This window comes from Methylobacterium sp. Leaf469 (assembly GCF_001424745.1).
Taxonomy (GTDB): Bacteria; Pseudomonadota; Alphaproteobacteria; order Rhizobiales; family Beijerinckiaceae; genus Methylobacterium.
The window spans coordinates 359,735-386,601 of record NZ_LMRE01000012.1; the positions used below are offsets into that span (position 1 = coordinate 359,735).

The 26,867-nt window shown below is 70.5% G+C and carries 27 protein-coding genes; 16 read left to right on the forward strand and 11 right to left on the reverse strand.

The window, feature by feature from the left end:
- Window positions 1-74 precede the first annotated feature (74 nt).
- From ASG60_RS09490 to ASG60_RS09500, 3 genes are all read left to right on the forward strand, one after another.
- Window positions 75-2,447 (forward strand): UvrD-helicase domain-containing protein, encoded by a 2,373-nt coding sequence (locus tag ASG60_RS09490; RefSeq protein ID WP_056385190.1) that lies wholly within the window; start codon window positions 75-77, stop codon window positions 2,445-2,447.
- A 604-nt stretch (window positions 2,448-3,051) separates the two neighbouring features.
- On the forward strand, window positions 3,052-3,768 hold the full coding sequence (locus ASG60_RS09495) for a PhoH family protein (RefSeq protein ID WP_056170413.1): 717 nt from the start codon (window positions 3,052-3,054) through the stop codon (window positions 3,766-3,768).
- Window positions 3,769-3,901: 133 nt separating this feature from the next.
- Window positions 3,902-4,150, forward strand: coding sequence for a hypothetical protein (locus ASG60_RS09500; protein WP_056170416.1), 249 nt, complete (start codon window positions 3,902-3,904; stop codon window positions 4,148-4,150).
- Window positions 4,151-4,384: 234 nt separating this feature from the next.
- Here the strand turns inward: ASG60_RS09500 and ASG60_RS09505 are convergent, their stop codons facing one another.
- The 4 genes from ASG60_RS09505 to ASG60_RS09520 form a co-directional block, all read right to left on the reverse strand.
- On the reverse strand, window positions 4,385-5,914 hold the full coding sequence (locus tag ASG60_RS09505; protein ID WP_056385192.1) for a murein L,D-transpeptidase family protein: 1,530 nt from the start codon (window positions 5,912-5,914) through the stop codon (window positions 4,385-4,387).
- A 353-nt stretch (window positions 5,915-6,267) separates the two neighbouring features.
- Window positions 6,268-7,221 carry an acetyl-CoA carboxylase carboxyltransferase subunit alpha gene (locus tag ASG60_RS09510; RefSeq protein ID WP_200947663.1) on the reverse strand — a complete coding sequence of 318 codons (954 nt, stop codon included), beginning with the start codon at window positions 7,219-7,221 and terminating at the stop codon, window positions 6,268-6,270.
- A 108-nt stretch (window positions 7,222-7,329) separates the two neighbouring features.
- Complete coding sequence (locus ASG60_RS09515; RefSeq protein WP_056385196.1) at window positions 7,330-9,141, reverse strand: aminopeptidase P family protein; 1,812 nt, start codon at window positions 9,139-9,141, stop codon at window positions 7,330-7,332.
- A gap of 24 nt (window positions 9,142-9,165) precedes the next feature.
- Window positions 9,166-10,101, reverse strand: coding sequence for a 50S ribosomal protein L11 methyltransferase (locus ASG60_RS09520; protein ID WP_056304538.1), 936 nt, complete (start codon window positions 10,099-10,101; stop codon window positions 9,166-9,168).
- Between the two features lie 169 nt (window positions 10,102-10,270).
- On the opposite strand from ASG60_RS09520, the gene ASG60_RS09525 reads away from it, so the two are divergent.
- From ASG60_RS09525 to ASG60_RS09545, 5 genes are all read left to right on the forward strand, one after another.
- Window positions 10,271-10,435 (forward strand): hypothetical protein, encoded by a 165-nt coding sequence (locus ASG60_RS09525; RefSeq protein ID WP_244476621.1) that lies wholly within the window; start codon window positions 10,271-10,273, stop codon window positions 10,433-10,435.
- Window positions 10,436-10,602: 167 nt separating this feature from the next.
- Window positions 10,603-11,313 carry a molybdate ABC transporter permease subunit gene (gene modB, locus ASG60_RS09530; RefSeq protein ID WP_244473745.1) on the forward strand — a complete coding sequence of 237 codons (711 nt, stop codon included), beginning with the start codon at window positions 10,603-10,605 and terminating at the stop codon, window positions 11,311-11,313.
- On the forward strand, window positions 11,310-12,443 hold the full coding sequence (modC, locus tag ASG60_RS09535) for a molybdenum ABC transporter ATP-binding protein (protein ID WP_056385198.1): 1,134 nt from the start codon (window positions 11,310-11,312) through the stop codon (window positions 12,441-12,443). Before modB ends, modC begins: the two co-directional genes overlap by 4 nt.
- A 168-nt stretch (window positions 12,444-12,611) precedes the next feature.
- Complete coding sequence (locus ASG60_RS09540) at window positions 12,612-12,965, forward strand: hypothetical protein (RefSeq protein ID WP_056385200.1); 354 nt, start codon at window positions 12,612-12,614, stop codon at window positions 12,963-12,965.
- Window positions 12,966-13,079: 114 nt separating this feature from the next.
- Window positions 13,080-13,505, forward strand: coding sequence for a SufE family protein (locus tag ASG60_RS09545; RefSeq protein WP_056260797.1), 426 nt, complete (start codon window positions 13,080-13,082; stop codon window positions 13,503-13,505).
- Window positions 13,506-13,545: 40 nt separating this feature from the next.
- On the opposite strand, the gene ASG60_RS09550 is transcribed toward ASG60_RS09545, so the two are convergent.
- Window positions 13,546-14,436 (reverse strand): DUF6456 domain-containing protein, encoded by an 891-nt coding sequence (locus ASG60_RS09550; RefSeq protein ID WP_244476622.1) that lies wholly within the window; start codon window positions 14,434-14,436, stop codon window positions 13,546-13,548.
- A 195-nt stretch (window positions 14,437-14,631) separates the two neighbouring features.
- Window positions 14,632-15,066 (reverse strand): MucR family transcriptional regulator, encoded by a 435-nt coding sequence (locus tag ASG60_RS09555; protein WP_056170448.1) that lies wholly within the window; start codon window positions 15,064-15,066, stop codon window positions 14,632-14,634.
- A 562-nt stretch (window positions 15,067-15,628) separates the two neighbouring features.
- On the opposite strand from ASG60_RS09555, the gene ASG60_RS09560 reads away from it, so the two are divergent.
- The 4 genes from ASG60_RS09560 to ASG60_RS09575 all read left to right on the forward strand — a co-directional run bounded on the left by ASG60_RS09560 (window position 15,629) and on the right by ASG60_RS09575 (window position 20,900).
- Window positions 15,629-17,788: a S9 family peptidase gene (locus tag ASG60_RS09560; RefSeq protein WP_056385204.1), complete on the forward strand. Its 2,160-nt coding sequence runs from the start codon at window positions 15,629-15,631 to the stop codon at window positions 17,786-17,788.
- 194 nt (window positions 17,789-17,982) lie between these two features.
- Window positions 17,983-18,963, forward strand: coding sequence for a hypothetical protein (locus ASG60_RS09565; protein ID WP_210168489.1), 981 nt, complete (start codon window positions 17,983-17,985; stop codon window positions 18,961-18,963).
- 388 nt (window positions 18,964-19,351) lie between these two features.
- Window positions 19,352-19,750 (forward strand): VOC family protein, encoded by a 399-nt coding sequence (locus ASG60_RS09570; protein WP_056385209.1) that lies wholly within the window; start codon window positions 19,352-19,354, stop codon window positions 19,748-19,750.
- Between the two features lie 76 nt (window positions 19,751-19,826).
- A complete protein-coding gene (locus ASG60_RS09575; RefSeq protein WP_056385211.1) occupies window positions 19,827-20,900 on the forward strand; it encodes a tartrate dehydrogenase in 1,074 nt (357 codons plus the stop codon).
- 101 nt (window positions 20,901-21,001) lie between these two features.
- Here ASG60_RS09575 and ASG60_RS09580 read toward each other — a convergent pair whose 3' ends face one another.
- Window positions 21,002-21,304, reverse strand: coding sequence for a hypothetical protein (locus tag ASG60_RS09580; RefSeq protein ID WP_056385214.1), 303 nt, complete (start codon window positions 21,302-21,304; stop codon window positions 21,002-21,004).
- 130 nt (window positions 21,305-21,434) lie between these two features.
- Between ASG60_RS09580 and ASG60_RS09585 the strand changes: the two genes are divergently transcribed.
- Window positions 21,435-21,722 carry a hypothetical protein gene (locus ASG60_RS09585; protein ID WP_056260809.1) on the forward strand — a complete coding sequence of 96 codons (288 nt, stop codon included), beginning with the start codon at window positions 21,435-21,437 and terminating at the stop codon, window positions 21,720-21,722.
- 77 nt (window positions 21,723-21,799) lie between these two features.
- On the opposite strand, the gene gspG is transcribed toward ASG60_RS09585, so the two are convergent.
- Window positions 21,800-22,234 (reverse strand): type II secretion system major pseudopilin GspG, encoded by a 435-nt coding sequence (gspG, locus tag ASG60_RS09590; RefSeq protein ID WP_156368931.1) that lies wholly within the window; start codon window positions 22,232-22,234, stop codon window positions 21,800-21,802.
- A gap of 176 nt (window positions 22,235-22,410) precedes the next feature.
- Between gspG and ASG60_RS23430 the strand changes: the two genes are divergently transcribed.
- The 3 genes from ASG60_RS23430 (at window position 22,411) to ASG60_RS09605 (ending at window position 24,414) form a co-directional block, all read left to right on the forward strand.
- Window positions 22,411-23,412, forward strand: coding sequence for a hypothetical protein (locus ASG60_RS23430; RefSeq protein WP_244476623.1), 1,002 nt, complete (start codon window positions 22,411-22,413; stop codon window positions 23,410-23,412).
- Window positions 23,413-23,418: 6 nt separating this feature from the next.
- Window positions 23,419-23,946: a prepilin peptidase gene (locus ASG60_RS09600; RefSeq protein ID WP_056359655.1), complete on the forward strand. Its 528-nt coding sequence runs from the start codon at window positions 23,419-23,421 to the stop codon at window positions 23,944-23,946.
- A 117-nt stretch (window positions 23,947-24,063) separates the two neighbouring features.
- Complete coding sequence (locus ASG60_RS09605) at window positions 24,064-24,414, forward strand: 4-fold beta flower protein (RefSeq protein ID WP_056170479.1); 351 nt, start codon at window positions 24,064-24,066, stop codon at window positions 24,412-24,414.
- A gap of 42 nt (window positions 24,415-24,456) precedes the next feature.
- Here ASG60_RS09605 and ASG60_RS09610 read toward each other — a convergent pair whose 3' ends face one another.
- The 3 genes from ASG60_RS09610 to ASG60_RS09620 form a co-directional block, all read right to left on the reverse strand.
- Window positions 24,457-24,831, reverse strand: a complete 375-nt coding sequence (locus tag ASG60_RS09610; RefSeq protein WP_056170483.1) for a YciI family protein — start codon at window positions 24,829-24,831, stop codon at window positions 24,457-24,459.
- Between the two features lie 139 nt (window positions 24,832-24,970).
- Entirely contained in the window at window positions 24,971-25,294 is a 324-nt protein-coding gene (locus ASG60_RS09615; protein ID WP_156398846.1) for a hypothetical protein, read from the reverse strand.
- A gap of 155 nt (window positions 25,295-25,449) precedes the next feature.
- Complete coding sequence (locus ASG60_RS09620; protein ID WP_056260817.1) at window positions 25,450-26,781, reverse strand: aspartate aminotransferase family protein; 1,332 nt, start codon at window positions 26,779-26,781, stop codon at window positions 25,450-25,452.
- Window positions 26,782-26,867 lie beyond the last annotated feature (86 nt).

Below are 26,867 nucleotides of genomic sequence, written 5' to 3' on the forward strand. Positions count from 1 at the left end.
GAAAGCCGGGTTCCCCCACGGGCGCTTTGCCGCCCGCCCTCGACGCCGTTCGCGTTTTGGTCCAGGGATGCGGCATGAATCAACACCCCGACACGGCGGGGGCCTCGCGGCCGGTGCCCGCTTCCGACGCGCCCACCTCCATCGCCGCCCGCGCCATGGCCTCCCTCAGGCCGCAGGGCTCGCCCTACCTGGAGGGCCTGAACGACGAGCAGCGCCGCGCCGTCGAGGCGACGGACGGCCCCGTCCTCGTGCTCGCCGGCGCCGGCACGGGCAAGACCCGGGTGCTCACCACCCGCATCGCCCACCTCATCGCGACGGCCAAGGCGCGCCCCTTCGACATCCTGTCGGTGACCTTCACCAACAAGGCGGCGCGGGAGATGAAGCACCGCATCGGCGCGCTCATCGGCCCGGCGGGCGAGGGCATGCCGTGGCTCGGCACCTTCCACTCCATCGGCACCAAGATTTTACGACGCCACGCCGAACTCGTCGGCCTGCGCTCGGACTTCACGATCCTGGGCATGGACGACCAGCTGCGGCTGATGAAACAGGTGATCGTCGACCAGAACATCGACGAGAAGCGCTGGCCCGCCCGCGCCCTCGCCTCGGCCATCGACGGCTGGAAGAACCGCGGCCTCCTGCCCGAGCAGGTGCCGCCGGGCGAGGCGGGCGCGTTCGCCTTCGGCAAGGGCGGCGCGCTCTACACCGCCTACCAGGCCCGCCTGCTGACCCTCAACGCCGCCGATTTCGGCGACCTCCTGCTGCTCTGCCTCAAGCTGTGGCGCGAGAACCCGGACGTGCTGGAGAACTACCAGCAACGCTTCCGCTACATACTGGTGGACGAGTACCAGGACACCAACGTCGCCCAGTACCTGTGGCTGCGCCTGCTGGCGCAGGGCCACCGCAACGTCGCGTGCGTCGGCGACGACGACCAGTCGATCTACGGCTGGCGCGGCGCCGAGGTCGACAACATCCTGCGGTTCGAGCACGACTTTCCGGGTGCCACCGTGGTACGCCTGGAGCGCAACTACCGCTCCACCGGCCACATCCTCGCCGCCGCGTCCGGGCTCATCGCCAAGAACGAGGGGCGCCTCGGCAAGACCCTGCGCACGGAGGACGTGCCGGGCGAGAAGGTGACGGTGGCGGGCGCCTGGGATTCGGAAGAGGAGGCCCGCCAGCTCTCCGAGGCCATCGAATCGCTCCAGGCCAAGCAGCACCCCCTCTCCGAGATCGCCGTGCTGGTGCGGATCTCGGCGCAGATGCGCGAGATCGAGGACCGCTTCGTCCAGTTGGGGCTCCCCTACCGGGTCGTCGGCGGCCCGCGCTTCTACGAGCGCGCCGAGATCCGCGATGCGCTCGCGTATCTCCGCGTGACCCAGAATCCGTCCGACGACCTCGCCTTCGAGCGGATCTTCAACACCCCGAAGCGGGGCTTGGGCGACGCGACCCTGCAGATCCTGCACGGGTATTCGCGGTCCCAGGTCGTGCCCCTGCTGCAGGCTGCGCGGCTCCTCACGGAGACCGACGAGCTGAAGCCGCGCGCCCGCTCCGGGGTGCGCGCCCTCGTCGAGAGTTTTTCGCGATGGGCCCGGATGGTCGGCACCAAGCCGCATTCGGAGGTGGCCCAGACCATCCTGGAGGAATCCGGCTACACCGAGATGTGGCAGAAGGACAAATCCGCCGACGCGGCCGGGCGTCTGGAGAACCTCAAGGAGTTCGTGCGCTCCATGGAGGAATTTCCCGACATGGCCGCCTTCCTCGAACACGTCTCCCTGGTGATGGAGGCGAGCGAGCAGGAGGGCGCCGACCGGGTGTCCCTCATGACGCTCCACGCCGCCAAGGGCCTCGAGTTCGACACGGTGTTCCTCCCCGGCTGGGAGGACGGCCTGTTCCCGAACCAGCGGGCGCTGGACGAGAGCGGCCGGGCCGGATTGGAGGAGGAGCGTCGGCTGGCCCATGTGGGCCTGACCCGGGCCCGCAAGCGCGCCAAGCTGTCCTTCGCCGTCAATCGGCGCATCCACGGCCTGTGGTCCTCCACGGTGCCGAGCCGGTTCATCGACGAATTGCCGCCCGGCAGCGTCGACGTCATCGACGCCCCCGCGCATTTCTCTGCCGGCGCCTCGCGCTTCGACCGCAACCCGACGCCGTTCGGCTCGTCCTACGGCACCCCCGGCTGGCAGCGGGCGCAGGCCGCGACCGCCAACACCGGCAATTTCGGAAGCACGCCCGCGCGCAATCCGGCCAACCGCGGGTCCGGCCCACGCCAGATCGAGGGCGAACTCATCGCGAAATCCACCGGCGCCCCCTCGGCCTTCTCCGTGGGCATGCGGGTGTTCCACACCAAGTTCGGCCCCGGCGACGTCGCCGCGGTCGACGGGAACAAGCTCACCGTCGATTTCGACAAGGCCGGGCAGAAGATGGTGCTGGACAGCTTTATTCAAGCGGCGTGAGCGGGCTTGTGGCTGGAAGGCCCGCTTTCCCATCCACGACCTCATCCTGAGGTGCTGCGTCAGCGGCCTCGAAGGAGGGCTCCAAAGAGCACACTGGGTCCTGGAGCCCTCCTTCGAGGCCTCCGCTTCGCTCCGGCACCTCAGGATGAGGTCGTGGGTGAGGCGGGGACGAGATTCGCCAGCCCGCGAGAAAACTTCTCTCCGCGCGCCCAAGTCCAAAATCATGCGGACTTTCTACATCAATGGTCGAGAATATTCGACCGTCATGCCGCCGTCGCTTCCGGTGCGGCATGGTGCATGCAACGATCGATGGGCGGACGAAGCGTGCCTCACACAACTCCCGATCGCCGCTGGTTCTAAACCGTGGACGCACCGGTGCAGCGGGAGTTTTGCGAGAGACACGAAGACCGGGCGCCTTCGCCATCCACAGGCAAGGCCGCCCGGCCGGGAACCGCCCACTTGCGGCCGGATTGGCTGGTGACGGACACTGGTGCCCGGTCGAGGGAGAGGACGAGGATTACGGCAAGAGGGTTCGGCGCGTCACGTTCAACAGGTGCAGTTCAGATTGAGTCCGGTTGGCCAAGTCCAGGTGGAGTATTGATCGATGAAGAGACGGCGCACACGACTTGAACTTGTGGAAGATCGCCCCGTCCGGTTGCACCGGACCCGCTTCGACGAGGAACGCAACCTCAGCCCGATCCAGCCCCTGACCGACCGCCAAGCCCAGTATCTCGACGCCCTGGCCCTTCACAAGCAGGTGATCGTGCTCGGCCCCGCCGGCACCGGCAAGACCTTCATCGCCGGCACCCGGGCGGCGGACCAGCTCCGCCAGCGCCGGATCGGCAAGGTGATCATCACCCGCCCCAACGTGCCGTCGGGCCGCTCCCTGGGCTACTTCCCCGGAACCCTGGAGGAGAAGATCGCCCCCTGGGTCGCGCCGCTGACCGAGACCATGAAGGAACGCATGGGCGCGGCCGCCTTCGATATCGCGGTGAAGACCGGCGACATCGAGGTGGTGCCGTTCGAGGTGATGCGCGGGCGCACCTTCAAGAACTGCCTCGTGATCCTCGACGAGGCGCAGAACACCACCACGGCTGAGATCAAGATGTTCCTCACCCGCATCGGAGACGATTGCCAGGTGATCATCAACGGCGACGTGTCGCAGACGGATCTGCGCGAGACTTCGGGCCTGCGCACGGTGATCCACCTCATCAAAAGCCGGATGATGCCGATCCCCGTGGTGGAATTCACCCTCGACGATATCGTGCGCTCGGGAATTTGTGCTGATTGGGTGCGGGCTTTCGAGGAAACGAATCTCTGACTCGTGGGTTATCAGCGGCGGGCATCGCGGAGCCCGCCGCTCACTCCGGTGCGCGCCACGTGTCCTTCACCCGCAAGGGCCGGACGTGCAGACCGGGTGCCGCACTCGGACAAGAACACAACGGGAGTTCCACGTGAGGAAACTGACCTTCGCCATCGCCGTGCTCGCCTCGCTCGGCGGTGCCAGCCTCGCCACCTCCGCTTCGGCCGCGCCCGGCGCGCCGATGGGCGTCACCGCCCCCGAGACCGTGTCCACCGTGCAGATGACCCGCATGGAGCGTCGTATGGAACGCCGCATGATGCGCAACCGGATGGAGCGCCGTATGGAGCGCCGCCACATGCATCGCAAGATGATGCACCGCCGGATGATGCGCCGCATGTAATCGATCGCCGCGCGCGATCGAATCGGAAAGGGCCCCTCGCGGGGCCCTTTTTTCATTCGGGATAGGATGTGTGTGTTTGGCGAGGCCCGATTTCGTGCTTCCAGGGGAGACGAGGCGACGGCCTCTGCCGCATCGCGCCGTCAGGGCCCGACCGATGCCGTGTCATCCCGGGGCCGTGCAGCGGCATGACACCGGTATCGATCCGGGAGCGTCTCTCTTCCGGAGCGCGTCCGCTCAATCCTTCGCGGCGGCGTTCCTGGTGATGGAGCCGGTGGTCTTCGTGGGCGACTTCGCCGCCTTCTCCTCGGCGGTGACGATCGTGGCGGGCTTAGGTTTCGCCGGCGGGTTCGCCGCCGCATGGATCTGCCCGGCATGGGCAACCTTCGCCGGGGCCTTCGGAGTGAGCTTGGCCGGCGCCGGATCGGCCGCGACGGCGGGCGGGATCGTCGCCGCGTCGGCGGCCGGGGTCGCCGGAGCGGGACCGTTGCTGAACAGGTTGCCGAGCAGCTTCTTGTAGGCGGCCGGATCGCCGTCGGCGTCGGCCACCATCACGCGGGCGGGTTTTGCCGGGGCCGGCTCGGCGGCGGGTTCGGCCTTCGCCATCAGGGTGGGGCTCGACACACCCGGCTTGGTCTTGCCGGCCTTGGCGGCAGCCTGCGCGGCCGCGGCCTTGGTGGGAATCGGCGCCTCGGCGCTGGCGAGCATCACCGGACGGCCCTTGGCGTCGACCTCGATCTCGCGGGCGCCCGCGATGGTCTCGGGCCGGCTGACTTCGCCGAGGTGGTGGCGGGCGTAGTCCTTCGGATCGTAGGGCTGCTCCGGCTCCTCGGGCTTCACCAGGTTGGCGAAGGCCAGGGTGCTGGCCGGCGGCTGCGGCCGGAACACCGGGTTCTGGCTGCCGTCCTCATAGACCACGCGGGTGGCGGGCGTGCCCTTGGCGACGAGTTCGGCGATCTCGCGGTTGTCGCGGTCGCGCTTCTCGGCGACCTGCGGGTCGACCCGCGGGGTGCACGAGCCGGCGGCCGCGTCCGAGCCGCCGAACACGTAGCGGGCGCCGCACAGGCCGACCTTCGGCTCCTCGCGCAGGGCCTCGAAGTAATCGGAGCCCTCCTTGAGGTTCTTCCAGAACGGTGCGTTGGGGTCGTTGCGGAACTTCGCGACGTTCGCCGCCGTCATCCGGAACGGATAGGACTGGAACTGAAACGCCCGCTGGCCCCCGGCGAAGGAATCGCGCGCCAGCGCATAGATCTCGCCCATGGATTCGTCGGTCATGGCAAAGCAGCCCGCCGACGAGCAGGTGCCGTGGACCATGATATAGTTGCCCGTGCGGCCGTTGGCCCGATCGTAGGCGTTGGGGTACCCGGTGTCGAACGAGAGGTAATACGACGAGTTCGGGTTCATCTGCCCCGGCGTCACCGTGTAGAAGCCCTCCGGCGCCTGGCGGTCGCCCTGCTTGGTCTTGGGGCCGAGCTGGCCCGACCAGCGGCAGATCGGGAACGTCTTCAGGAGCGCGTACTGGCCGTTGGTGCCGCGCTTCCACACCTCCATCTCCGCCTCCTTCTTGTAGGCGCGGATGAGGATGGGGTCGTTCTGGGCCATGCCCTTCTGGGTCATGAGCGCGAGGGTCTTGGGCGGCACGGGCGCGAGGGCGCGCAGGGGAACGCCGCCGCCCGTCGAACCGTCCTGGCAGGCGCCAAGCGAGATCGTGAGCGCGGTGAGGGCAGCGATCACGGACGGGCGCAACGCCGACGGGCGCACAGCCATGGGGAACCCCGTTCTCAAAAGTCACGCGTCCGCGGGATTCTCCCGTCGGACGCCACTCCCCAACACAATAGCTCCGTTAAACTTACCCTCTTGTTACCGCAAGGCGATGGCAGCGGCGGCCGAGGGAGCCTGTGAATCCCGGGCATGGTTCGACGGACCCGCGGAACCCCGCTCCGGGGCCCAACAAACCGTACGCGAAGCCATTGGTGCGGAACGACTTTTCATCGTGGTCGCGGCGTCGTCCACCATCCGACGCATGTGCGCTCCCGCACGGCCCGTCCGAATAAACGTTAAAAGGTTCCTGCCACGAACCTGCGACAAAACGTCCAGCACCCGTATCGTTCCCCGGTCGGCTACAGCTTCCGGCCGATCTCCAGGAACTTGACCGAGCGGCGGTCGAGGATCTCGTCCGGCGACAGGCCGTCGAATTCGGTGAGCGCGCTGGCTATCGCCTGTCCGGCGGCGGCGGTGGCGGCGGCGCGGCCGCGATGGGCGCCGCCCGTGGCCTCGGGCACGATGGTGTCGATGATGCCGAGCCGCAGCAGGTCCTGCGCGGTGATCTTCATGGCGGTGGCGGCGTCCGCCGCCCGGCCCTGGTCGCGCCACAGGATCGAGGCGGCCCCCTCGGGCGAGATCACGCCGTAGATCGCATGCTCCATCATCAGCACGCGGTTGGCGGTGGCGAGGGCGATGGCGCCGCCGGAGCCGCCCTCGCCGATGACGAGGGCGACGTTGGGGACGCCGAGCCCGAGGCAGGCTTCCGTGGAGCGGGCGATGGCTTCGGCCTGGCCGCGCTCCTCCGCCTCGATGCCGGGGAACGCGCCCGCCGTGTCGATGAAGGCGAGCACCGGCAGGCCGAACCGGTCGGCCATCTCCATCAGGCGCACGGCCTTGCGGTAGCCCTCGGGCTTCGCCATTCCGAAATTGTGGTGCAGGCGCGTCTCGGTCGAGTGGCCCTTCTCCTGGCCGATGACGCACACCGACCGGCCCCGGAACCGGCCGAACCCGGCCACGATGGCGGCGTCCTCGCCGAAGGCACGGTCCCCGGCGAGCGGCGTGAACTCGGTGATGAGATCGGCGCAGTAATCGACGAAATGCGGCCGCTGCGGATGGCGGGCCACCTGGGTCTTCTGCCACGGGGTGAGCGAGGCGTAGATGTCCGACAGGGCGGAGGCGGCCTTGGCTTCGAGACGCCCGACCTCCTCGGTGATGGACACGGCGCCGTCGCGGGCGCCCACCGCCTTCAGTTCCTCGACCTTCGCCTCGAGTTCGGCGACGGGCTTCTCGAAGTCCAGGTAGGAGCGCATCACCGTCATCGGTCTCAAGGTCCATCCCAATCGCGGGCGCCGGGGTTTTGGGGACCCGGTGCGGTGCGGGGTGTTGGCGAAGGCCGGGCGGGTGTCAACCGCGCGGGGTCAGGCGAGGGGGCGGGTGGCCGCGTCGAGCCAGGCCCGCGTCGGGGCGTCGAGGTGGGGGCCGAGGGCGTCGCGGACCCGGGCGTGATAGGCGTCGATCCAGGCGCGCTCGGCCGGGCCGAGGAGGTCCACGGCGACGAGGCGGCGGTCGAACGGCGCCAGGGTCAGGGTCTCGAAGCCGAGCATCGGGCGCTCGCCCCCGGGGATGGCGCGCGGCTCGACGAGGACGAGGTTCTCCAGGCGGATGCCGTACGCCCCGGCGCGGTAATAGCCCGGCTCGTTGGAGAGGATCATGCCGGCCTCCAGCGCCACGGTGCCGGTCTTGGCGATGCGCTGCGGGCCCTCGTGCACGGAGAGGAAGGCGCCGACCCCGTGGCCGGTGCCGTGGTCGAAGTCGAGGCCGGCCTCCCACAGGGCGGCACGGGCGAAGCCGTCGATCTGCGCCCCCGTGGTCCCCTTTGGGAACACCGCCCGCGCGATGGCGATGTGACCCTTGAGCACCCGGGTGAAGCGGTCGCGCATGAAGTCCGTGGGCGGGCCGACGGCCACCGTGCGGGTGATGTCCGTGGTGCCGTCGGCATATTGCGCGCCGGAATCGATGAGAAAGAGTTCGCCGGGCCGGACCCTTCGGTCGGTCTCGCGGCTCACCCGGTAATGCACGATGGCGCCGTTGGGGCCGCTGCCCGAGATGGTCGGGAACGAGACGTCCCGCAGCAGGCCGCCCTCGCTGCGAAAATCCTCCAGGGCCTCCACGGCGGCGATCTCGGTCAGGTCCTCCGCCCCATCGAGCCAGGCGAGGAAGCGGACCACCGCGACGCCATCGCGAAGATGGGCGGCGCGGGTGCCGGCGATCTCGGCTTCGTTCTTCACCGCCTTCAGGTCGGTGATCGGGTCCGGGCCGGTCTCGGCCACGCCGCCGGCAGCCTCGATCCGAACTTTCAGGGCGATGGCCGCCGTGGCGGCGTCGAGGCGGATCGTCCGGTCCTTCGCGAGCCCGTCGAGGGCGGTCTCGAACGCCGAGCGGGGCCGGAGGTCGGCGACCGGCGCCAGCGCCGCCCGCAGGGCGGGGGCGATGTCGGGCGAAGCGAGGAACAAGGTCGGGCGGCCCTCCAGGGGCAGGATCGCGTAGCCGAGCGCCAGGGGCGTGTGCGCCACGTCCGATCCCCGCAGGTTGAACGCCCAGGCGAGGTTGTGCGGATCGGAGATTACCAGGGCGGCGCACGCGGCCTTGGCGAGGGCCGCGCGGATGCGGACGAGTTTCTGGGGGATCGCCTCGCCGGCGAGCGCGAGGGGATGAGGCACCACGGGGCCGGCGGGCGCGCCGGGCCGGTCGGCCCATACGGCATCGACGGGGTTGGCGGCGACGGCGCGCAGGGTCGCCCCGACCTTTTCGGCGACCCGCGCCAGGCGGGCGACGCCGTCCGGCGTGTGCAGCCATGGATCGTAGCCCAGCACCTGGCCGCGCGTGAGATGAGCGCCGATCCACGCCTCGACATTCGTCTCGGCGAGTTGGACCGGGGTGATGACGGCGGTGTCGACCTGGGCCGGAGCCTGGAGGGTGTAGCGCCCGTCCACCACCAGGGCGGCGGTGTCCGTCAGGATCACCGCCGTGCCCGCCGAGCCGGTGAAGCCCGTGAGCCAGGCGAGGCGCTCGGCCCCGGGCGGCACGTATTCCGACTGGTGCTCGTCGGCACGGGGCACCACGAACCCGTCGAGCCCCTCCGCCGCCAGGATTGTTCGCAGGGCCGCGATGCGTGCGGCGCCCGCGCGGTGACTCGGATCGTCGAAGGTCTGGAAGCGGACGCGCGTCATGCGGTCAGGGTTACGCCGGGCGGTTCAGTGCGGCAACCATCCGCGCAGGGGCCGGGGTGCGGCGCCGCCGCGCTTGAGCACCAGGGTGGCCCAGCCCTCGATGAGGCCGTGGCGGGCGAGATGAAAACCGCGGTGGCGGTAGGTCGAGAGCACGCCCGGCACATCGCGCTCGATGAGGCCCGAGAGGATGAGCACGCCGCGATCCGCCACCACCGCCGTGAGCGAGGGCGCGAGGCCCTTCAGCGGGCGCGCCAGGATGTTGGCGAACACCACGTCGAACCGGCGCGGCCGGCGGGCGAGCGCATGGCGCACGCCCGGGCCCTGGTAGAGCCGGAGCGTCGGCCCGAGGCCGTTGAGACGGGCGTTGCCAATGGCCGTCGTCACCGCCTCGGGGTCGAGGTCGCCGGCGATGACCGGGGTGTGCAGGGCTTTGGCCGCCGCGAAGGCCAGGATGCCGGTGCCGGTGCCGACATCGAGGACGTGGGCCGGGCGGCCGCGCTTCAGCACGTCGGCCAGCGCCCGCAGGCAGCCCAGCGTCGTGCCGTGGTGGCCGGTGCCGAAGGCCAGCGCCGCCTCGATCTCGATGGCGAGATCGTTGACCCGCACGGTGTCGCGGTCGTGGCTGCCGTGGACGAGGAAGCGCCCGGCCCGCACGGGGTTGAGCCCCTCGAGGGAGGCACGGACCCAGTCCTGCTGGTCGATGGTCTCGAAGGTCGCCGCATCGGCCTGGTCGCCGACCACGGGCCGGATGAGGTCGCGGACCCACGCCTCGTCGGGCGCGTCGGCGAAATACGCCTCCAGGCGCCAGGTCCGGCCGTCCTCCGCCTCGAAGGCGGCCACCGCCGTCTGCGTCGGGTCGAACATCTCGCCCAGCAGGTCGGTCATCGCCTTGGCCGCCCCCTCGTCCGTGAGGAGCCGGAGCACGTGGGTCGGGCGGTGGGGGGGAAGGCCTTCGAGCATGGACGAGGGCTCTAACATCCCGGGCGATGCGTCGCCACTGTCGCGAAAATCTTACGGAACGGGGGCGGAAGTTCCGCGTTTGTCCTCGCTTCCCGGAGTCGCTTCGATCATCGCGGGTGCCCGTGTGCGTATGAAAATCAAGAGAACCGGTGCGCGAACGCCGGTGGTCATGGCGGAAATGTCCAAGTCCCGCAGGCGCCTCGCCCGCGGACGCGCGGGGATTCTCGACGCCGAGGCGCTGACCGCGCCGGTGCCGGGGCCCATGCTCGTGCTCCTCAGCCGCCTGCATCGCTCCGAGACCTCGTTGCGCGACGAGGACGAGCGTCAGTCCTGAGGCGGCCTTCGAAGGGTTGGCCCGGGTTCGCCAGCTCCGACGCCTGAAGTTGCGCGCGCCGTCGCCGGCGGCGCGGGCCCATGGGTGGCATCGTGGGCAGCGCCCGTTAAACCGCGTAGCTTGGCGACCGATCCGCGATCCGCCGCGCCCTTACCCCGGACTGCGCCTTGGACATTCCCGGCCTCGCCCTCGGCCTCACGCCCGACGAGTGGACCGCCATCGCCCTCAGCCTGCGGGTGGCGGCGGTGGCGACGGTGGCGAGCCTCGGTCCCGGCCTGGCGGTCGCCTGGCTGCTGGCGCGAAAACGCTTTCCCGGGCGCAGTCTCCTCGACGGGCTCGTGCACCTGCCCCTGATCCTGCCGCCGGTGGTGACGGGCTATCTCCTGCTCCTCGCCTTCGGCCGGCGCGGCACCTTCGGGGCGGCGCTGGCCGAGATCGGCATCGTGCTGTCGTTCCGTTGGACCGGGGCGGCGCTCGCCTGCGCGGTGATGGGGTTCCCCCTCATGGTGCGGGCCATGCGCCTGTCCATCGAGGCCGTGGACCGGCGGGTCGAGCAGGCGGCGGCGACCCTGGGGGCCTCGCCCTGGGCGGTGTTCCGCACCGTGACCCTGCCGCTCGCGCTCCCGGGCGTGCTCGCCGGGGCGGTGCTGGCCTTCGCCAAGGCCATGGGCGAGTTCGGCGCCACCATCACCTTCGTGTCGAACATCCCCGGCGAGACCCAGACCCTGCCCTCGGCCATCTACAGCCTGACCCAGGTGCCGGGCGGCGAGGCCGGGGCCTTACGCCTCACGCTCGTCTCCGTGGCCCTCTCCATGGCGGCGCTCCTCGCCTCCGAACTCCTGGCCCGGCGCCTCGCCCGCCGGCTGGGGGCCGGATGAGCCTCCGGTTCGAGGCCGCCCTCGCGCGCGGCGCCTTCCGGCTCGACGTCGCCTTCACGGCGCCCTCCGGCCTCACCGCCCTGTTCGGGCCCTCGGGCTCGGGCAAGACCACGGTGATCGATTGCCTCGCGGGCCTCGCGCGGCCCGACCGGGGCCGCATCGTCGTCGACGGGCGGACCCTCCTCGATACGCAAGGCGGCATCGCCCTCCCCGTCCATCGCCGCCGCATCGGCGTGGTGTTCCAGGAAGCCCGGCTGCTGCCGCATCTCAGCGTGCGCCAGAACCTCGATTACGGCCGGCGGTTCTTCGCCCGCGGCGACGCGGAGAGCCCCGGCCTCGGCTTCGACGACGTGGTCGGGCTGCTGGGCATCGGCCATCTCCTGGCCCGGCGCCCCGCCGGCCTGTCGGGGGGCGAGGGCCAGCGCATCGCCATCGGCCGGGCGCTGCTGTCGCGCCCGCGCCTGCTCCTCATGGACGAGCCGCTCGCCGCCCTCGACGCGGCCCGCAGGGCCGAGATACTGCCCCTCATCGAGCGCCTGCGCGACGCCGCCGGCCTGCCCATCGTGTATGTCAGCCACGCCGTGTCGGAGGTGGCGCGCCTCGCCGACACCCTCGTGGTGCTGGAGGCCGGGCGCGTCGCCGCCGCCGGCCCGGCCGAGACCCTGCTGCGCAGCGGCGAACTCGGCCCCGAGCACGCCGCGCAGGGCGGCAGCCGCCTCGACATGGTGGTGGCCGGGCACGATTCCGCCTCGGGCCTCACCCGGCTCTCCGGTGCCGTCGGAACCTTGAGCGTCCCCCGCCTCGACCGCGCCGTCGGCACGGCGGTGCGCCTCCTCGTGCCGGCCCGCGACGTGCTGGTGGCGATCGAGATCCCCGTGGGCCTCAGCGCCCGCAACGTGCTCGCCGGGACCGTGCGGGATCTCGCGCCCCTCGGGGACGGGGCCGTGCGCGTCACCCTCGCGTGCGGCGGCGTGGCGCTGGCCGCCCGCCTCACGCGGGCCTCCGTGCGCGACCTCGCGCTCACGCCGGGCCGCCCGGTCTTCGCCGTGGTGAAGAGCGTCGCCTTCGATCCCCAGGGCATCGGCACCGGCGGGAGTACAGGCGGGAGCACCGCGCCGGTGGAGATCTGAAACGCCCGCCCCGACTCCTAAGATTCGATGGATGGCCGCAACGCTCCCTTGACGACACACGCACGGACCGGTGGGCGGGGACGATTCCTTAAGACTCGATTCAGGCCCCACGCGTTCACTGGTCTCTCGGACTGGTATCCTGTCATCCAAGGAGGCGCGGGGCGAACGATGCAGATCTCGACCATCACCGCGACCCCGGCGTTCCGGGGACCGGGCGCGGGTCCGGCCCCCGTCGCCCCCGTCGCCCCGCCGGAGCCCCTCGCGCCCGCCGTGCGCGTCGACATCCGCAATCCGGAGCGTGACGCGCCCCGGCCGGAGCCGGACGCGGCGGTGACGCCGAACGAGGCCCGCGTCCGCATCGACCGGGACACCCGCACGGTGGTCTATCAGGAGGTCGATCCGGCATCGGGCGACGTGGTGATCCAGCTGCCCGATCCGGTGATCCTCAAGGCCCGCGCCTACGCCGAGCAGGCGGCCGCCGCCCGCGCGACCACCGAGCGCCCCCTCGACCGGACGGCCTGACGGGGCTCCCGAGCCCTGCGCATCCCCGACGCGGGCGGCGCTTCGGGGTCGCATCCGCCGGCGGGAGGCCTATATCGGAGGAAGCCCCGCCCGATCGCGAGACCGCCCCCATCCATGCTGCCGCCCATCGAGACCATCATCGAGAATTTCGGAATCCTGGACGAGGGACCGGACCAGATCGAGTACCTCATCGAACTCGGCCGCGCCCTGCCGCCGTTTCCGGAGGATCTCCTCACCGAGCACAACCGGGTCCACGGCTGCGAGAGCCAGGTCTGGGTGGCGTCCCGCATGGACGAGGCACAGGAGCCACCGCGGCTGAGCCTGCGCGGCACCAGCGATTCCACGGTGACCAAGGGGCTGATCGCCCTGGTGATGGCCCTTCACGACGGCAAGACGGCGCAGGAGATCGGCGCCGTCGACGTGTTCGGGGTGTTCAAGGAGATCGGGCTCGGCGCCCACCTCACCTCGAAGCGGTCCAACGGCGTGCGCGCCATGGCCGAGCGCATCCATCACGACGCGGCCCGGCTCCTGGCGGCGTAAGCGTCGCATCGGCCGGGCCCGTTCGGACGGATGCGGAAAATCAGAGCGCCGCAGCGTCCCGCCACAGGCGCATCCGGCCCCGGTCCGGCCCCACGGCCTCGCGCTCGAAGCCATAATGTTCGGCGAGACGCGCCAGCGCGATGCGGGCCACCACCTTGGCCGAGCGCGCCGGCCAGCGCCGCTCGGCCTCGATGCGCTCCAGCCCTTTCAGGAAGCCGCAGAGGTCGATGAGCAGGCCCGAGAGGTCGCTGCCCACGGCGGCCAGGGCCGTGCGTACGCGCTGGCGCGCCGCCAGCATGGCGTCGGAGGCGCTCGACGGATCGCGCGGCCCCGAGCCGTCGACCTTCGGCCCGCTCCAATCCGCCCCCATGCGCGGCATCATCACCGCCCGGGTCAGGTCGCGGCGCAGGCGTTCGCCGGCCTCGTAGCAGGCGGCGTCGATGAGCGGCACGCCGTCCCGGTCCCGGCGCCGGGCCATCCATGCCAGCGGGCTCTCGGCGGCGTCGCGTAAGGGACGCCCTTCGCGGGCGCCTTGCCGGGCGCCACCCTCGCCGACGAGGTCGAGGTGCTGGGCGAGGTAGGGCGGATGGGTGCCCGCCCGCTCGCGCCGCAGGCGGGCGAGCCCGGCCGGGCTGAGGGTGAGGCGCGCGTTGCGGCCGGCCGCCCGTTCCGCGAGGTCGGCGGACAGGAGCGCCGCCCCGGCTGCGGCGGGAAAGCGCCCGGCCCCGAGGGACACGCCGGCTCCGCCCACCCGCACGATGAACCCGCCCTCCGTGCCGGCGCCGTCCGCCATTGGTTCGGGCAGCGCGTAGGCGCCCTCTTCGGCCAGGGCCGCGAGGAGGCGCCTGGCGTCGCGCCCGAGAACCGGCGCCAAGCCGGCCGGACGGACCGTAGTGCGGGGAGTCGACGCAACGGATCGAATTTTGTTCATGATTTGTTCCACGAATAACGCGGGCCAGCTCATCGCCCTGCAACCCATGGTAAAGGATATAAGTCCTAAATCAAGCCCGATTTCCCATTGCCCGGACATGATTCTCCGGGCGGATGCTGTGGCTCCGCCCGGTGCGAGGCATCGCCTCGAAGTCGCCGCCTCGACGGCAGACCTTCGTGCGATGCCGGACCGCCCTCAGGCGGCTTCGTCGTAGTTTCCGTTGCGGGTCTGGCCGAGGCCGATGGCCTTGGCGAGGTCGGACCGGGCCTTGGCGTAGTTCGGGGCGACCATCGGATAGTCCGGCGGCAGGCCCCACTTCGCACGATACTGCTCGGGGCTCATGTCGTACTTCGCGCGCAAGTGACGCTTGAGCGACTTGAACACGCGTCCGTCTTCCAGGCAGATGATGTGGTCCGCCGTCACGGATTTCTTGACGGAGACCGCCGGCTGCTGCGGAGCGGACGGAGCCTTCGGCTCCTCCTGGCCGCTGCCGATCTGGATCAGCGAGGCGTGGACCCGGCCGATGAGCTGGGCTAGCTCCGCCGGGGGAACCGGGTTGTTGCTCACGTAGGCCGAAACGATGTCGACCGTCAGTTCCACGTAATCCGCCGAATTTTCAAATTCAGTCATAGTCTTAGCGTTTCCTTAAATGCACAGATCCCCCCGGGACGAAAAAGCCCGATCGGTCTGGCGCCCAATGCCTCGATGGGTTGATGATGGTTTGCAGCATCAACGTCCGCTCTCCCGAAGGAGTGTAATCTATAGCGACGCACCCTGCCATGGGACGGGAAGCAATTAATCATTCCTCCAGCGCAGGACAAGGCAGTCGAAACCATCTTGCGTCGCGCCGTTGCACTGAATAATAATTCATCGAACACAATTGCACGGACACATCTGCACACGGCGCGCAATGTCCTGAGCTGTACAATCATGTACTTTTCAGCTCATTCTCGGGAGCCGCGAGGGCTCATCGCGGCGACGAAACGGCTTGCCGTAACGATGAATCGTCTTGTCCCCGCCAGCCCGCGTCCGCTCCGATCGTCCCCGGTCCAGGGCTCCGTCCCGGTCGGAGGCCCCTTGCCGGCCCCCTCCCGGCGCTGCACATGGCTGTGACGAGTGGCGGGCACGCCGGTTCGATCATGCGAAGCATGCCCGCCCCGCGCCGCGCCAGCCCGATCCGAGGATTTTGGCCATGGTAACCGACCGTATTCCCATCACAGTTCCGTCAGCGGCACCGGTGGCCGAAGCGCGGCCCCATGCCTTCACGGTCCACGGCCGCACGATTACCGACGATTACGCCTGGCTCAAGGCGGAGAACTGGCGCGCCGTCCTCAAGGACCCGGCTGCCCTGCCGGACGAGATCGGCGCCTACCTGAAAGCCGAGAACGCCTACGCGGACGCCGCCCTGGAACCCGTCGCCGCCCTGCGAAAGACCCTGGTGGCCGAGATGCGCGGGCGCATCCGCGAGGACGACAGCGGCGTGCCCGAGCCCGACGGGCCGTTCGCCTACTACACCCGGCACCGCGACGGCGGCCAGCATCCCCTGGTGTGCCGGCGGCCCCGCACCGTGGTGGTGATCCCGGGGCAAGGCGCCGAGACCGCCGCCGAGGGCGGCCCCGAGGAGGGCGAGGTCATTCTCCTCGACGGCGACCGGGAGGGGGCGGGTCTGGCCTTCTTCGAGATCGCGGCGGCTGTCCATTCCGACGACCACGCGCGGCTGGCCTGGAGCGCCGACACCAACGGCTCGGAGTTGCACACCATCCGGGTGCGCGACCTCGACACCGGCCTCGACGGCCCCGACCGCATCGAGGCGACCACGGGCGAAGTGGTGTGGACCAAGGACGGCAGCGCGTTCCATTACGTCGCCCTCGACAGCAACCACCGCCCGGCCCGGGTCCTGCGCCACCGCCTCGGCACCCCGCAGGCCGAGGACGTGCTGCTCTACGAGGAGCCGGATTCGGGCTTCTTCGTCCACATCGAGGAGACCCAGTCGGGCGACCACCTCGCCATCACGGCGAGCGACCACGAGACCTCGGAGGTCCGCCTCCTCGACCGGGGCGCCCCCGATGCGGCGCCCGTGCTGGTGCAGCCGCGCACGCCCCTGCTCATCTATTCCGTCGAGAACTGGGGCCCTCACCTCTTCATTCTCACCAACGCCGACGGGGCGGTGGACTTCAAGATCGCCACCGCCCGGATCGAGGCGCCCGGCCGCGAGAACTGGACCGACGTGGTGCCGCACCGGACCGGCGTGATGATCCGCCACCAGCACATCATCGCCGAGCACATCGTGCGGTTGGAGATCGAGAACGCCCGGCCCCGCATCGTCGTGCGCGACATGGCGGGCTCCGAGCACGTGGTGGCCTTCGCCGAGGAGGCCTATTCCCTCGGGCTGCAGCCCGGTCACGAGTTCGAGACGGCGGTGATCCGCTTCACCTACTCGTCGATGACCACGCCGGCCGAGACCTACGACTACGATTGCGTCACCCGCTCGCGGCAGCTGCGCAAGCGCCAGACGATCCCGAGCGGCCACAAGCCCGAGGACTACGTCACCCGCCGGCTGTTCGCCACGGCGCCGGACGGCGAGACCGTGCCTGTCTCGCTCCTGCACCGGCGCGACCTCGTCCTCGACGGATCGGCGCCCCTGCTGCTCTACGGCTACGGCTCCTACGGCACCCTGATGCCGGCGGCGTTCCGCACCAACCTGCTGTCCCTCGTCAATCGCGGCTTCGTCTACGCCATCGCGCACGTGCGCGGCGGCACCGAGAAGGGCTGGAACTGGTACCTCGACGGCAAGCGCGACAAGAAGCCCAACACCTTCTCGGACTTCGTCGCGTGCGGACGGGCCCTGATCGAGGCGGGCTACACCCGCTCCGGCAACATCGTCGCCCATGGCGGATCGGCCGGCGGCATGCTCATGGGGGCGGTGGCCAACCTGGCGCCGGAGCTGTTCGCCGGGATCGTCGCCGACGTGCCCTTCGTCGACGTGCTCAACACCATGCTGGACGGCGACCTGCCCCTGACCCCGCCGGAATGGCCCGAATGGGGCAACCCGGCCGACAGCCTCGCCGCCTTCGAGACCATCCTCTCCTACTCGCCCTACGACAACGTGGCGGCGAAAGCCTATCCGGCGATCCTGGCGCTCGGCGGCCTCACCGACCCGCGCGTGACCTATTGGGAGCCGGCCAAATGGGTCGCGCGCCTGCGGGCCACCATGACGGGCGGCGGCCCGGTGCTCCTGCGCATCAACATGGAGGCGGGCCACGGCGGTGCGGCCGGCCGCTTCGACCGCCTGGAGGAGGTCGGCCTGATCTACGCCTTCGCCCTGATGGCGGTGGGCCGGGCGCAGGCGTAGGACACGCTCCGCCGTGGCGGGCGCCTGTCCCGGCGGCGTGTCCTCGGTACGTCGGACAGGAGCCCCCGCGCGACAGATACAGCCGCGGAATCTCAATTCCACGGCCTCTTCGACGCTCTTTACCATGAAAACATTGGTAAACAGTCAAGCAGCTTTGTTTTTGTTGATAATCAAGCTTTCGCACAGCGTTAATCTTGCGGGAACATGGAGAGGTCACTTATGTCCGATGCTGGAAAAGATCTTTTGGCGTAGGGTTTCACATGTTGAATCCGTTGGTCCGGCGTATCTTCAGTCCCGGAAAGTTCGAGCGCGTCCTTGCGGAACGGCTCACCGAACCCCTTCACGTAAACATCGCTGCGGCGTTCGTGGCGTTGTTTGGAAGCTTTCGTCGGAAGGTCGACTTCGATCTGGTGATCCGGCCGCAATACGCCTTCCCGATCCTGCGCGCCGCCGACCTCGCGCGCGAATGGGGCTATACACGCCTGACCATCCTCGAATTCGGCGTGGCATCCGGGGCGGGGCTTCTCAACATCTGCCGGATCGCCGAGAACGTGACGAAGGCCACCGGCATCACGTTCCGCGTCGTCGGCTTCGACACCGGCACCGGAATGCCGCCGCCTATCGACTACCGCGACCTGCCGGAGATCTATCAGGCCGGCGACTTCCCCATGGACGTCGAGCGCCTGCGGAACAACCTCCCGGTCAATTGCGAGCTGATCATCGGCGACATCGCCGAGACCCTGCCCCGCTTCCTCCAGACCGTGACGGCGGATGCGCCGATCGGGTTCGCGTCCATCGACGTGGATTACTATTCTTCTGCCAAGCAAGCCCTGGAAATCTTCCGCGGCTCACCCGATAAATACCTCCCCCTTTTGCCGATCTACCTCGACGACGTCGGCGACATCACGGTCAACCCCTGGGTGGGGGAGGCCCTCGCGGTCAACGAATTCAACACGGAGAACGAGCTGCGCAAAATCGCGCCCTGGACGATGCTGCGCGCACGCCGCCTCTGCAAGAACGCCAAGTGGATCGATCACATCTTCGGCGTCCACATTCACGATCACAAAATCCGTACACCAGGCGGCCGGGTCGGGCGTCGCCTGACTATCGACAACGAGTTCATCGGAGTCGCCTTCAAGGACGCGCCCGCAGGCGAACGGCCGAAGGCGGCCTGAGCGGCCTGAGGCTACGCCTCCCGATTGGGCTTCGGCCGCGCGCGGCGCGGCTTGGTATGGAGCATCGGCAGGTCGCCCTCGGATAATCCGAGTCGGCCGATGGGGGCTTGGCGGTCGATGCCCCCGTGAGGCCGCGGCCAGTTGTACCTGAAGTAGAAGGCCGAGCGTTCGTCTCCGCGTTAATCGGACGTGTCGTGGGCATGGGCATAGGCCGGTTTCGCGCAGGAACGTCTGGACGACGCGCTCGGTCTTGCCGTTGGTCTTTGGGGCGTCGCGCCGGTTGCGTTTAGGAGCGGTGCCGCCCCATCCCCAGGCTCTGACTTAGCGCCTGGATTTGACGCCCGCGGCCCCCGCCCATCGCGGTGACGCCCGATCCCCGGAGATGAGAATGACGGCCCTGACGACCCGCCTCCACTGCGACCACCTCCACCTGCGCAGCCGCGATGCCCTCGCGGCCGGCGCATTCTACGTCGACAAGCTCGGAGCCCGCGAAGTCGGGCGCGAGGGTAGCCCGGTGAGCCGGGTGATCCTCGACCTCGGCGGCCTGACCCTGTTCATCGAACAGGCGCCGGAGGGACTGCCCCCCGCCGCGCCGGCGCCGCATCTCGGCATCGAGCACATCGGCCTCGGCGTCCTCGACATCGACGCGACCTACGCCGAGCTCCGCCGCCGGGGCGTCACCATCGTGTCCGGCATCACCGACGTGCGCCCGGGCCTGCGGGTCGTTTTCATCGAAGGGCCGGACGCGGTCCGCATCGAGTTCCTGCAGCGTTCGGACCCGAACTGACCGGGCCGCCGCGCCCTGGCAAGGCACCGCCCCACCGTCCTATCGTGCGGCCCGCCTGCCAGGGAGACCCGCACCCATGACCAACCGCCGCTATCGCATCGCCGTCGTGCCCGGGGACGGCATCGGCAACGAGGTCGTTCCCGAGGGCGTGCGCGTCCTCGAGGCGGCGGCCCGGCGCCACGGCTTCACCCTCGACCTCGACTGGTTCGATTTCGCCTCGTGCGATTACTACGATAAGCACGGGCGGATGATGCCCGAGGATTGGAAGGACCGGATCTCCGGTCACCGGGCGATCTTCTTCGGCGCCGTCGGAATGCCCGCGCGGGTGCCCGACCACATCTCGCTCTGGGGCTCGCTGATCCAGTTCCGGCGGACCTTCGACCAGTATGTCAGCCTGCGCCCGGCCCGCCTGATGCCGGGGGTGCCGTGCCCCCTCGTCGGCCGCAAGCCCGGCGACATCGACTTCTACGTCGTGCGCGAGAACACCGAGGGCGAGTATTCCAATGCAGGCGGGCGCATGTTCGCCGACACCGACCGGGAATTCGCCATCCAGGAAACGATCATGACCCGCCACGGGGTCGACCGCATCCTGCGCTACGCCTTCGATCTCGCCCAGACGCGGCCGAAGAAGCATCTCACCTCGGCGACGAAGTCGAACGGCATCTCCATCACCATGCCGTACTGGGACGAGCGCGTCCGGGCCATGGCCGGACACTATCCGGACGTGCGCTGGGACCAGTACCACATCGACATCCTGGCGGCGCATTTCGTGCTGAACCCGGACCGCTTCGACGTGGTGGTGGCCTCGAACCTGTTCGGCGACATCCTGTCGGACCTCGGGCCCGCCTGCACCGGCACCATCGGCATCGCGCCGTCGGGTAACATCAACCCCGACCGGAGCCAGCCGTCCCTGTTCGAGCCGGTGCATGGTTCGGCGCCCGACATCTTCGGCCAGGGCGTCGCCAACCCCATCGGGCAGATCTGGTCGGGCGCGATGATGCTCGAGCACCTCGGCGAGACGGCGGCCGCGGCCGAGATCGTCTCGGCCATCGAGCGGGTCCTCGTCGAACCGGCGCTCAGGACGCGCGACCTCGGCGGCCGGGCGACCACGGAGGCCTGCGGCAAGGCCGTCGCCGACGCCCTCGGCTGAGGCGCCGAGGCCCCGAACGGGGGATGCCGGGCCTCGGTCGAAGGCGAGGCATCGGCGGGCCCCTGAACCGCCGTCCCGGATGCGCGATCCGAGGCGAGGTCCTAGCGGTTGCCGAGGGAGGGGCCGCCGGACGCGCCGCCGGTGCCGGGCGGGCCGCTCGTCGGGGTGCCGCCGACGTTGACGCCGGGGGTGCTGCCCGGAACCGAGGCCGGGCTCGGATTGCCGACGACGTTCGGGGCGGGGCGCAGGGGGCGGTCCTTGGCTTGCAGCCCCTCGTCGGGCTCCAGGGCCGGGGTCATCACGCCGGTGTTGCCGGCGCCCCCCGTGGGCGCGACGGACTGGGCCAAGGCGGGGCCGGCCGCGAGAAACGCCGCGAGGGCGGCGGTGAGGGCGATGCGGGTCATGGAAGGCCGTTCGTTCGGTGGCGGGTGGTCACGCAACAGTCGAGATCGTCGAGAGTTCACGGCGCCGACGTCCCCCCTCTAGCGCCGCATCGCGGTTGTCGGGCCGGCGCGGGGCTGGCATGGTCGCGCCATGGCCACGTCCCCACCCCCGCGCTATTCCGCCGCCGAACTCATCGAGGAGCTGCGCGAGGCGGCCGAGGAGATCGCCCCCGAGCTCAACGGCATCCGGCCCGAGGAGACCCTGGAGGGCGAGGCGGCCCAGACCCTCGAGGAGATGGCCGACGCGCTCCGGCGCATCGCCGCCGGTGCGCCCCAGCCCCAGGCCCTGGCCCGGGCCGCCTTGGAGGCCAAGGCGCCCCTGAAGCCGTTCGGCAAGCCGAAGAACACCGTGGTGAAGATGCAGAAGCCCCGCCGGTAGGGGGGCCCCGCCCAGCGGGCCGCGACGCGCCGCCCAATGGGCCGCGGCGCCCCGCCCGGCGCACCGCGAAGCCCCGCTCAGCGGGCCGCGACGGCGTTGGCTTCGCCCGACAGGCCGGCGAGGCTGCGCGCCGTGACCTCGAAGGGGGCGTTGCCGAGGCCGGGGGAGCGGTAGAGGTAGGGCTGGCCCCACGGGTCGGTCAGGCCCTTGGCGTCCCGCACGTAGGGCCCGCGCCAGGCGACGCTGCCGGCGGGTGGCGCCACGAGGGCGGACAGGCCTTCGTTCGTCGTCGGATAGGTGCCGAGGTCGAGGAAGTAGAGTTCCAGGGCCTGGCCGATGTTCTTGATCTGGATCCGCGCGGTTTCACCCTTGGCGCGGCCGAGGTAGCCCAACACCTGTGGGGTCACCATCGTGGCGATCATTCCGATGATCGCCAGGACGACCAGGAGCTCGACGAGGGAGAAGCCGGCTTCCCCGGGGTTGGGCTCCCCGTCGTCGCGGATCGATTGCATCTGTACTTCCATCGTCCCAGCACCCTTGAAGCTATAGGCTCAATCTGCCGGAACTTCATGAAGACTCTGCTGATCGACACGGATACCGATTGCTTAAGTTTTCCCGTTATCGTCCCCGATGAGAGATGGGCGGCGGACGAGTCGTCTCCGGCGGGCCGGGAGGACTTCCAGTGCGGATGCGGACGGATCAGGGGCGCCCCGTGGCGATCCGTGCCCTCGTGGGGGCCTGCACCGGAGCGGTCTGCCTCACGGTCTGCGGGCCGGCCCTGGCGGACGCCCTCGTCATCCCGCTACCGCTCAGGATTCCCCTGCCCGAGCCGCTTCCGCACGTGCGGCTCCTCACCCTCCTCGTCGGCCTGCACCTCATGGGGCTCTGCTTCGGCCTCGGCGGCGCGACCATGCTGGATTTCTGGATCCTGCGCTGGATGCGCTGGGGTGGAATGCCGGCCGAGATCGAGCGCACCTTCCACTTCATCAGCAAGGTGGTGGCGGTCGGGATCGGCCTGCTGTGGCTGTCGGGGCTCGGCTTCCTCGCCCTCTACGCCCTGGAGGCGCCGGAGAAGCTCGAGAACCCCAAGCTCTGGGCCAAGGTGGTGGTGGTGAGCGTGCTGACCGTCAACGGCCTGATGATCCACGCCCTCGTGCTGCCGGGCGTCCTGCGCGACGTGCGCCGGCCGATGCTGCACGGCGTCTCCCGGGGCCGCACCGCCGTGTTCCTGGTCTCGGGGGCGGTCTCGGGGGTGTCGTGGTACACCGCCTTCGTCCTCGGCCTCATGCGGGAACTGAACGGCGGGGTCGCCTTCGGCCTCCTCATCGCGCTCTGGCTCGCCGCCGCCGTCGCCGCCTCCCTCGGCGCGGGCCTCCTGTGGAAGAAGCTGTGCCGGCCGGGCCGCCGCGCCGCCTTCCTGGAGATCCTCGAACCCGAGGCCGATCCCCTCGCCACGGTGCAGGACGCCGTTCCTCCGCAAGCCTCGCGCTTCTCGCAAGCCCCATCCGTCTCGCAAGGCCCGTCTCTTTCGCAAGGCCCGTCCCTTTCGCAAGGCCCGTCTCTTTCGCAAGGCCCGTCCCTTTCACAAGGCGGCGCTCCCAAGCGTCGAATTCCCGAGCGGGCGGCGGCACCGCGCATTCCCCCCGGCCAGTTCGTCACCGTCGGCCGGTCCCCGGCCACGGCGGCCTGACGCCGCGTGGTCCCCTTCGACACGCCGCTGATCGTGGCCCTGCTGCCGCTGCCGATCACCGTGGCGGTGGCGGTGATCGACGGGCGCCGGCGCATCATCCCGAACCGTCTCAACCTCGCCCTGCTGGGCCTCGGCCTCGCCGTGACGGCGGGGCGGGCGCTGGATGGCAACTCGTCGGCGGTTTCCTGGGCGGTTTCCTCGGCGGTCGTCTCGGCCCTGGCGCAGGGCCTCGCGACGGCGGGCCTCGCCTTCGCCGTCCTGTGGGCCGTGCGCGCCGCGCATGCGCGTCTCCGCGGCCGCGTCGGCCTCGGCCTCGGCGACGTGAAGTTCATCGCCGCGGGCGCTGCCTGGACCGGCCTTGCCGGCCTGCCCGCGATGATCCTCGCGGCGAGCGTCCTGGCCCTCGCCGTCCTGGCCGTCGCGGCCCTGCGCGGCCGGTCCATCGACGGGGCGACCCGGTTGCCCTTCGGCCCGTTCCTCGCCGTCGGCCTCCATGCGGCCCTGCTGATGCAGGCGTTCGAGGCCCTGCCCTGACGGGGACCGGCCGGGGCGCCGGTTGTCAAAGGCCGCCCGAGCCGTCAGGCTGACACGCACGGTCATCCAGTCCCGGCGCCCGGAGGCGCATGACGGAGCCAGGATGAGGATTGCCGAATGATCGAGTTGTTCGACCGTGAGGGTCGCGAGACCGCGTTCTGTCGCGACGGTCAGTCGATCTATCTCTGGAACGGCACGCCGGCGGCGTTCATCGATGCGGACGAGGTGTTCGCCTATTCCGGCCGCTCCATCGGTCTGGCCCGAGACGGATGGATCTGGGACGAACACGGCGAGCGGCTGCTGTTCGAGTTCGACGCCGTGGGTGGCCCGGCCAAACCCAAGCGCCGGACCAAGACGGCCGCCGGACCGCGCCGCGCGAACCCGGCGCGCGGCATCCCCGTGCGGATGCCGACGCGGCCGGCCCCCTCGGCGGCGTGGTCCCGCCACGCCTTCGCCGACCTGATCTGACCCGCCCGGCCCACGCCCCGAACCGTCACGGGGTCTAAACCATCACGCCGTTGCGGCGGCGGCGAAATCCGCCTCCTCGAACAGCGGCCGGATCTCGATGGTGCTCGGGCCGGGCATCGGATTGGGGCAGCGCCGGACCCAGGCCACGGCCTCGTCGAGGCTGGCGACGTTCCAGATCCAGAACCCGGCGACGAGACTCTCGGTGTCGGCGAACGGCCCCTCGGTGACCGTACGGTCGGGCCCGTCGAAAACCACCCGCCGCCCGCGCGCGGACGGGTGCAGGCCCTCGCCCGAGAGCAGGATGCCGGCCTGCATGAGCTCCACGTTGAACCGGCCCATGGCTTCGAGCAGCTCCAGGGACGGCATGGTGCCCGCCTCGCTGTCGGCCGTCGCCTTGACCAGGATCATCACGCGCATCGATCGCTCCCCGTAGACGGGCCGGTCCGTCTCCCGCGAGGTTAGGCCGCGGGTGCGAAAAGCGAAAGCCGCCTTTGGGCGGAGACGGGGCGGCCGGGCCGAGGTGCGTCGGCGGGCCCGGCGAATCGCGCCCGCGGGCTCAGGCGACGTTGCGGCCGGCGGCGGGCCTGCCGACGCGGGGCGTTCCCGAAGCGGACCGGCCGGCGGCCTCCCGGGCGCGGTCGTGCACCTCCAGGCTGCGCAGGGCCGCCACCATGGCGTCGGTGCGGTCGTGGAGATCCGGCGGCGCGGCCGCGCGCGCCGCCGCGGCAGCGTTGCGGCGGGCGAGATAGAGGGCGGCCGCGAGGGCGGCGAAGCTGCCGCCGAAGGGGGCGGACACCACGGCGAGCGCTATGCTGGTGGGCGCCACGGCGGCGGCCGTGCCGAGCCCCGCCGCGATGGCTACGAACATCAAGGGGAACATCGGCGCCTCCGGCAGTCGGGAAGACTGCCCGAGGCGGCAGGTCCCGGCCACCATTCACCCGCCACGGGGTTACCGAAGGGTAAACGCGCGGCCTACCGCTTTCGGGGGCCCCCAGACGGGGGAGGCCCGGGGGCCCTCGGAGACCGGCTGGACCCTCACGCCACCCGCGCGATGGCGTCGCCGAGGATCGACACCATGGTGTCGATCTGCCCTGGCTCGACGATGAGGGGCGGCGACAGGGCGACGATGTCGCCGGTGACCCGCACCAGCAGGCCGCGCGCGAAGCAATCGACGAAGACGTCGTAGGCCCTGGCCCCTGGCGCGCCGTCGCGGGGCGCGAGTTCGATGCCGGCGACGAGGCCGAGGGTGCGGACGTCGATGACGTGGCGCGCGTTGGCCAAGCCGTGCACCGCCTCCGCCCAGGTCTCGCTCAAGCTGGCGGCGCGGGTGAGGAGACCCTCGCGGGCGTAGATGTCGAGGGTGGCGATTCCGGCCGCGCACGCCGCCGGATGGCCCGAATAGGTGTAGCCGTGGAAGAGCTCGATGGCGCCCTCCGGCCCGTGCATCAGGGCGTCGTGGACGGCGCGCGCCGCGAACACCGCCCCCATGGGCAGCGCCCCGTTCGTGAGGCCCTTGGCGGTGGTGACGAGGTCCGGCACCACGCCGAAATAGTCCGTGGCGAAGGGCGTGCCGAGGCGGCCGAAGCCGGTGATGACCTCGTCGAAGATCAGCAGGATGCCGTGGCGGGTGCAGATCGCGCGCAGACGTTCGAGGTAGCCCTGCGGCGGGACCAGCACGCCGGTGGAGCCGGCCAGGGGCTCGACGATGCAGGCCGCGATGGTCTCGGCCCCGTGCAGCGCCACGAGGCGCTCGAGGTCGTCGGCGAGCTCCGCCCCGTGCGCGGGCTGGCCCCGGGTGAAGGCGTTGCGGTCGAGGTCGTGGGTGTGGCGCAGATGGTCGACGGCCGGCAGCAGGGGGAAGACGCGGCGGTTGTTGACGAGGCCGCCCACCGAGATGCCGCCGAAGCCGACGCCGTGGTAGCCGCGCTCGCGTCCAATGAGCCGGGTGCGGGTGCCCTGGCCGATGGCGCGCTGGTAGGCGAGGGCGATCTTCAGGGCGGTGTCGACGGATTCCGACCCCGAGCCCGTGAAGAACACCCGGTCGAGACCCGCATCGGGCCCGCCCGGCGCGATGGCGGCGAGGCGTTCCGCGAAGTCGAACGCGATGGGATGGCCCATCTGGAACGAGGGCGCGAAGTCGAGGGTGGTGAGCTGGCGCTCCACGGCCGAGGCGATCTCGCGCCGTCCGTGACCGGCGTTGACGCACCACAGGCCCGCCGTCCCGTCGAGGACGCTGCGTCCGTCCGTCGCCGTGTAGTGCATGCCTTGCGCCGCCGCGAGCATGCGGGGCGCAGCCTTGAACTGCCGGTTGGCCGTGAACGGCATCCAGTAGGCGTCGAGTCCGGGGGCGTTCGCGCTGGCGGGCATGCTGGTCCTCTCGTGTCGGAGAGAGATGACCCGGGTTCGCATCCGCGAACAAGATCTTTTGCACCGCCCTCCCCCAGGACGGCGCC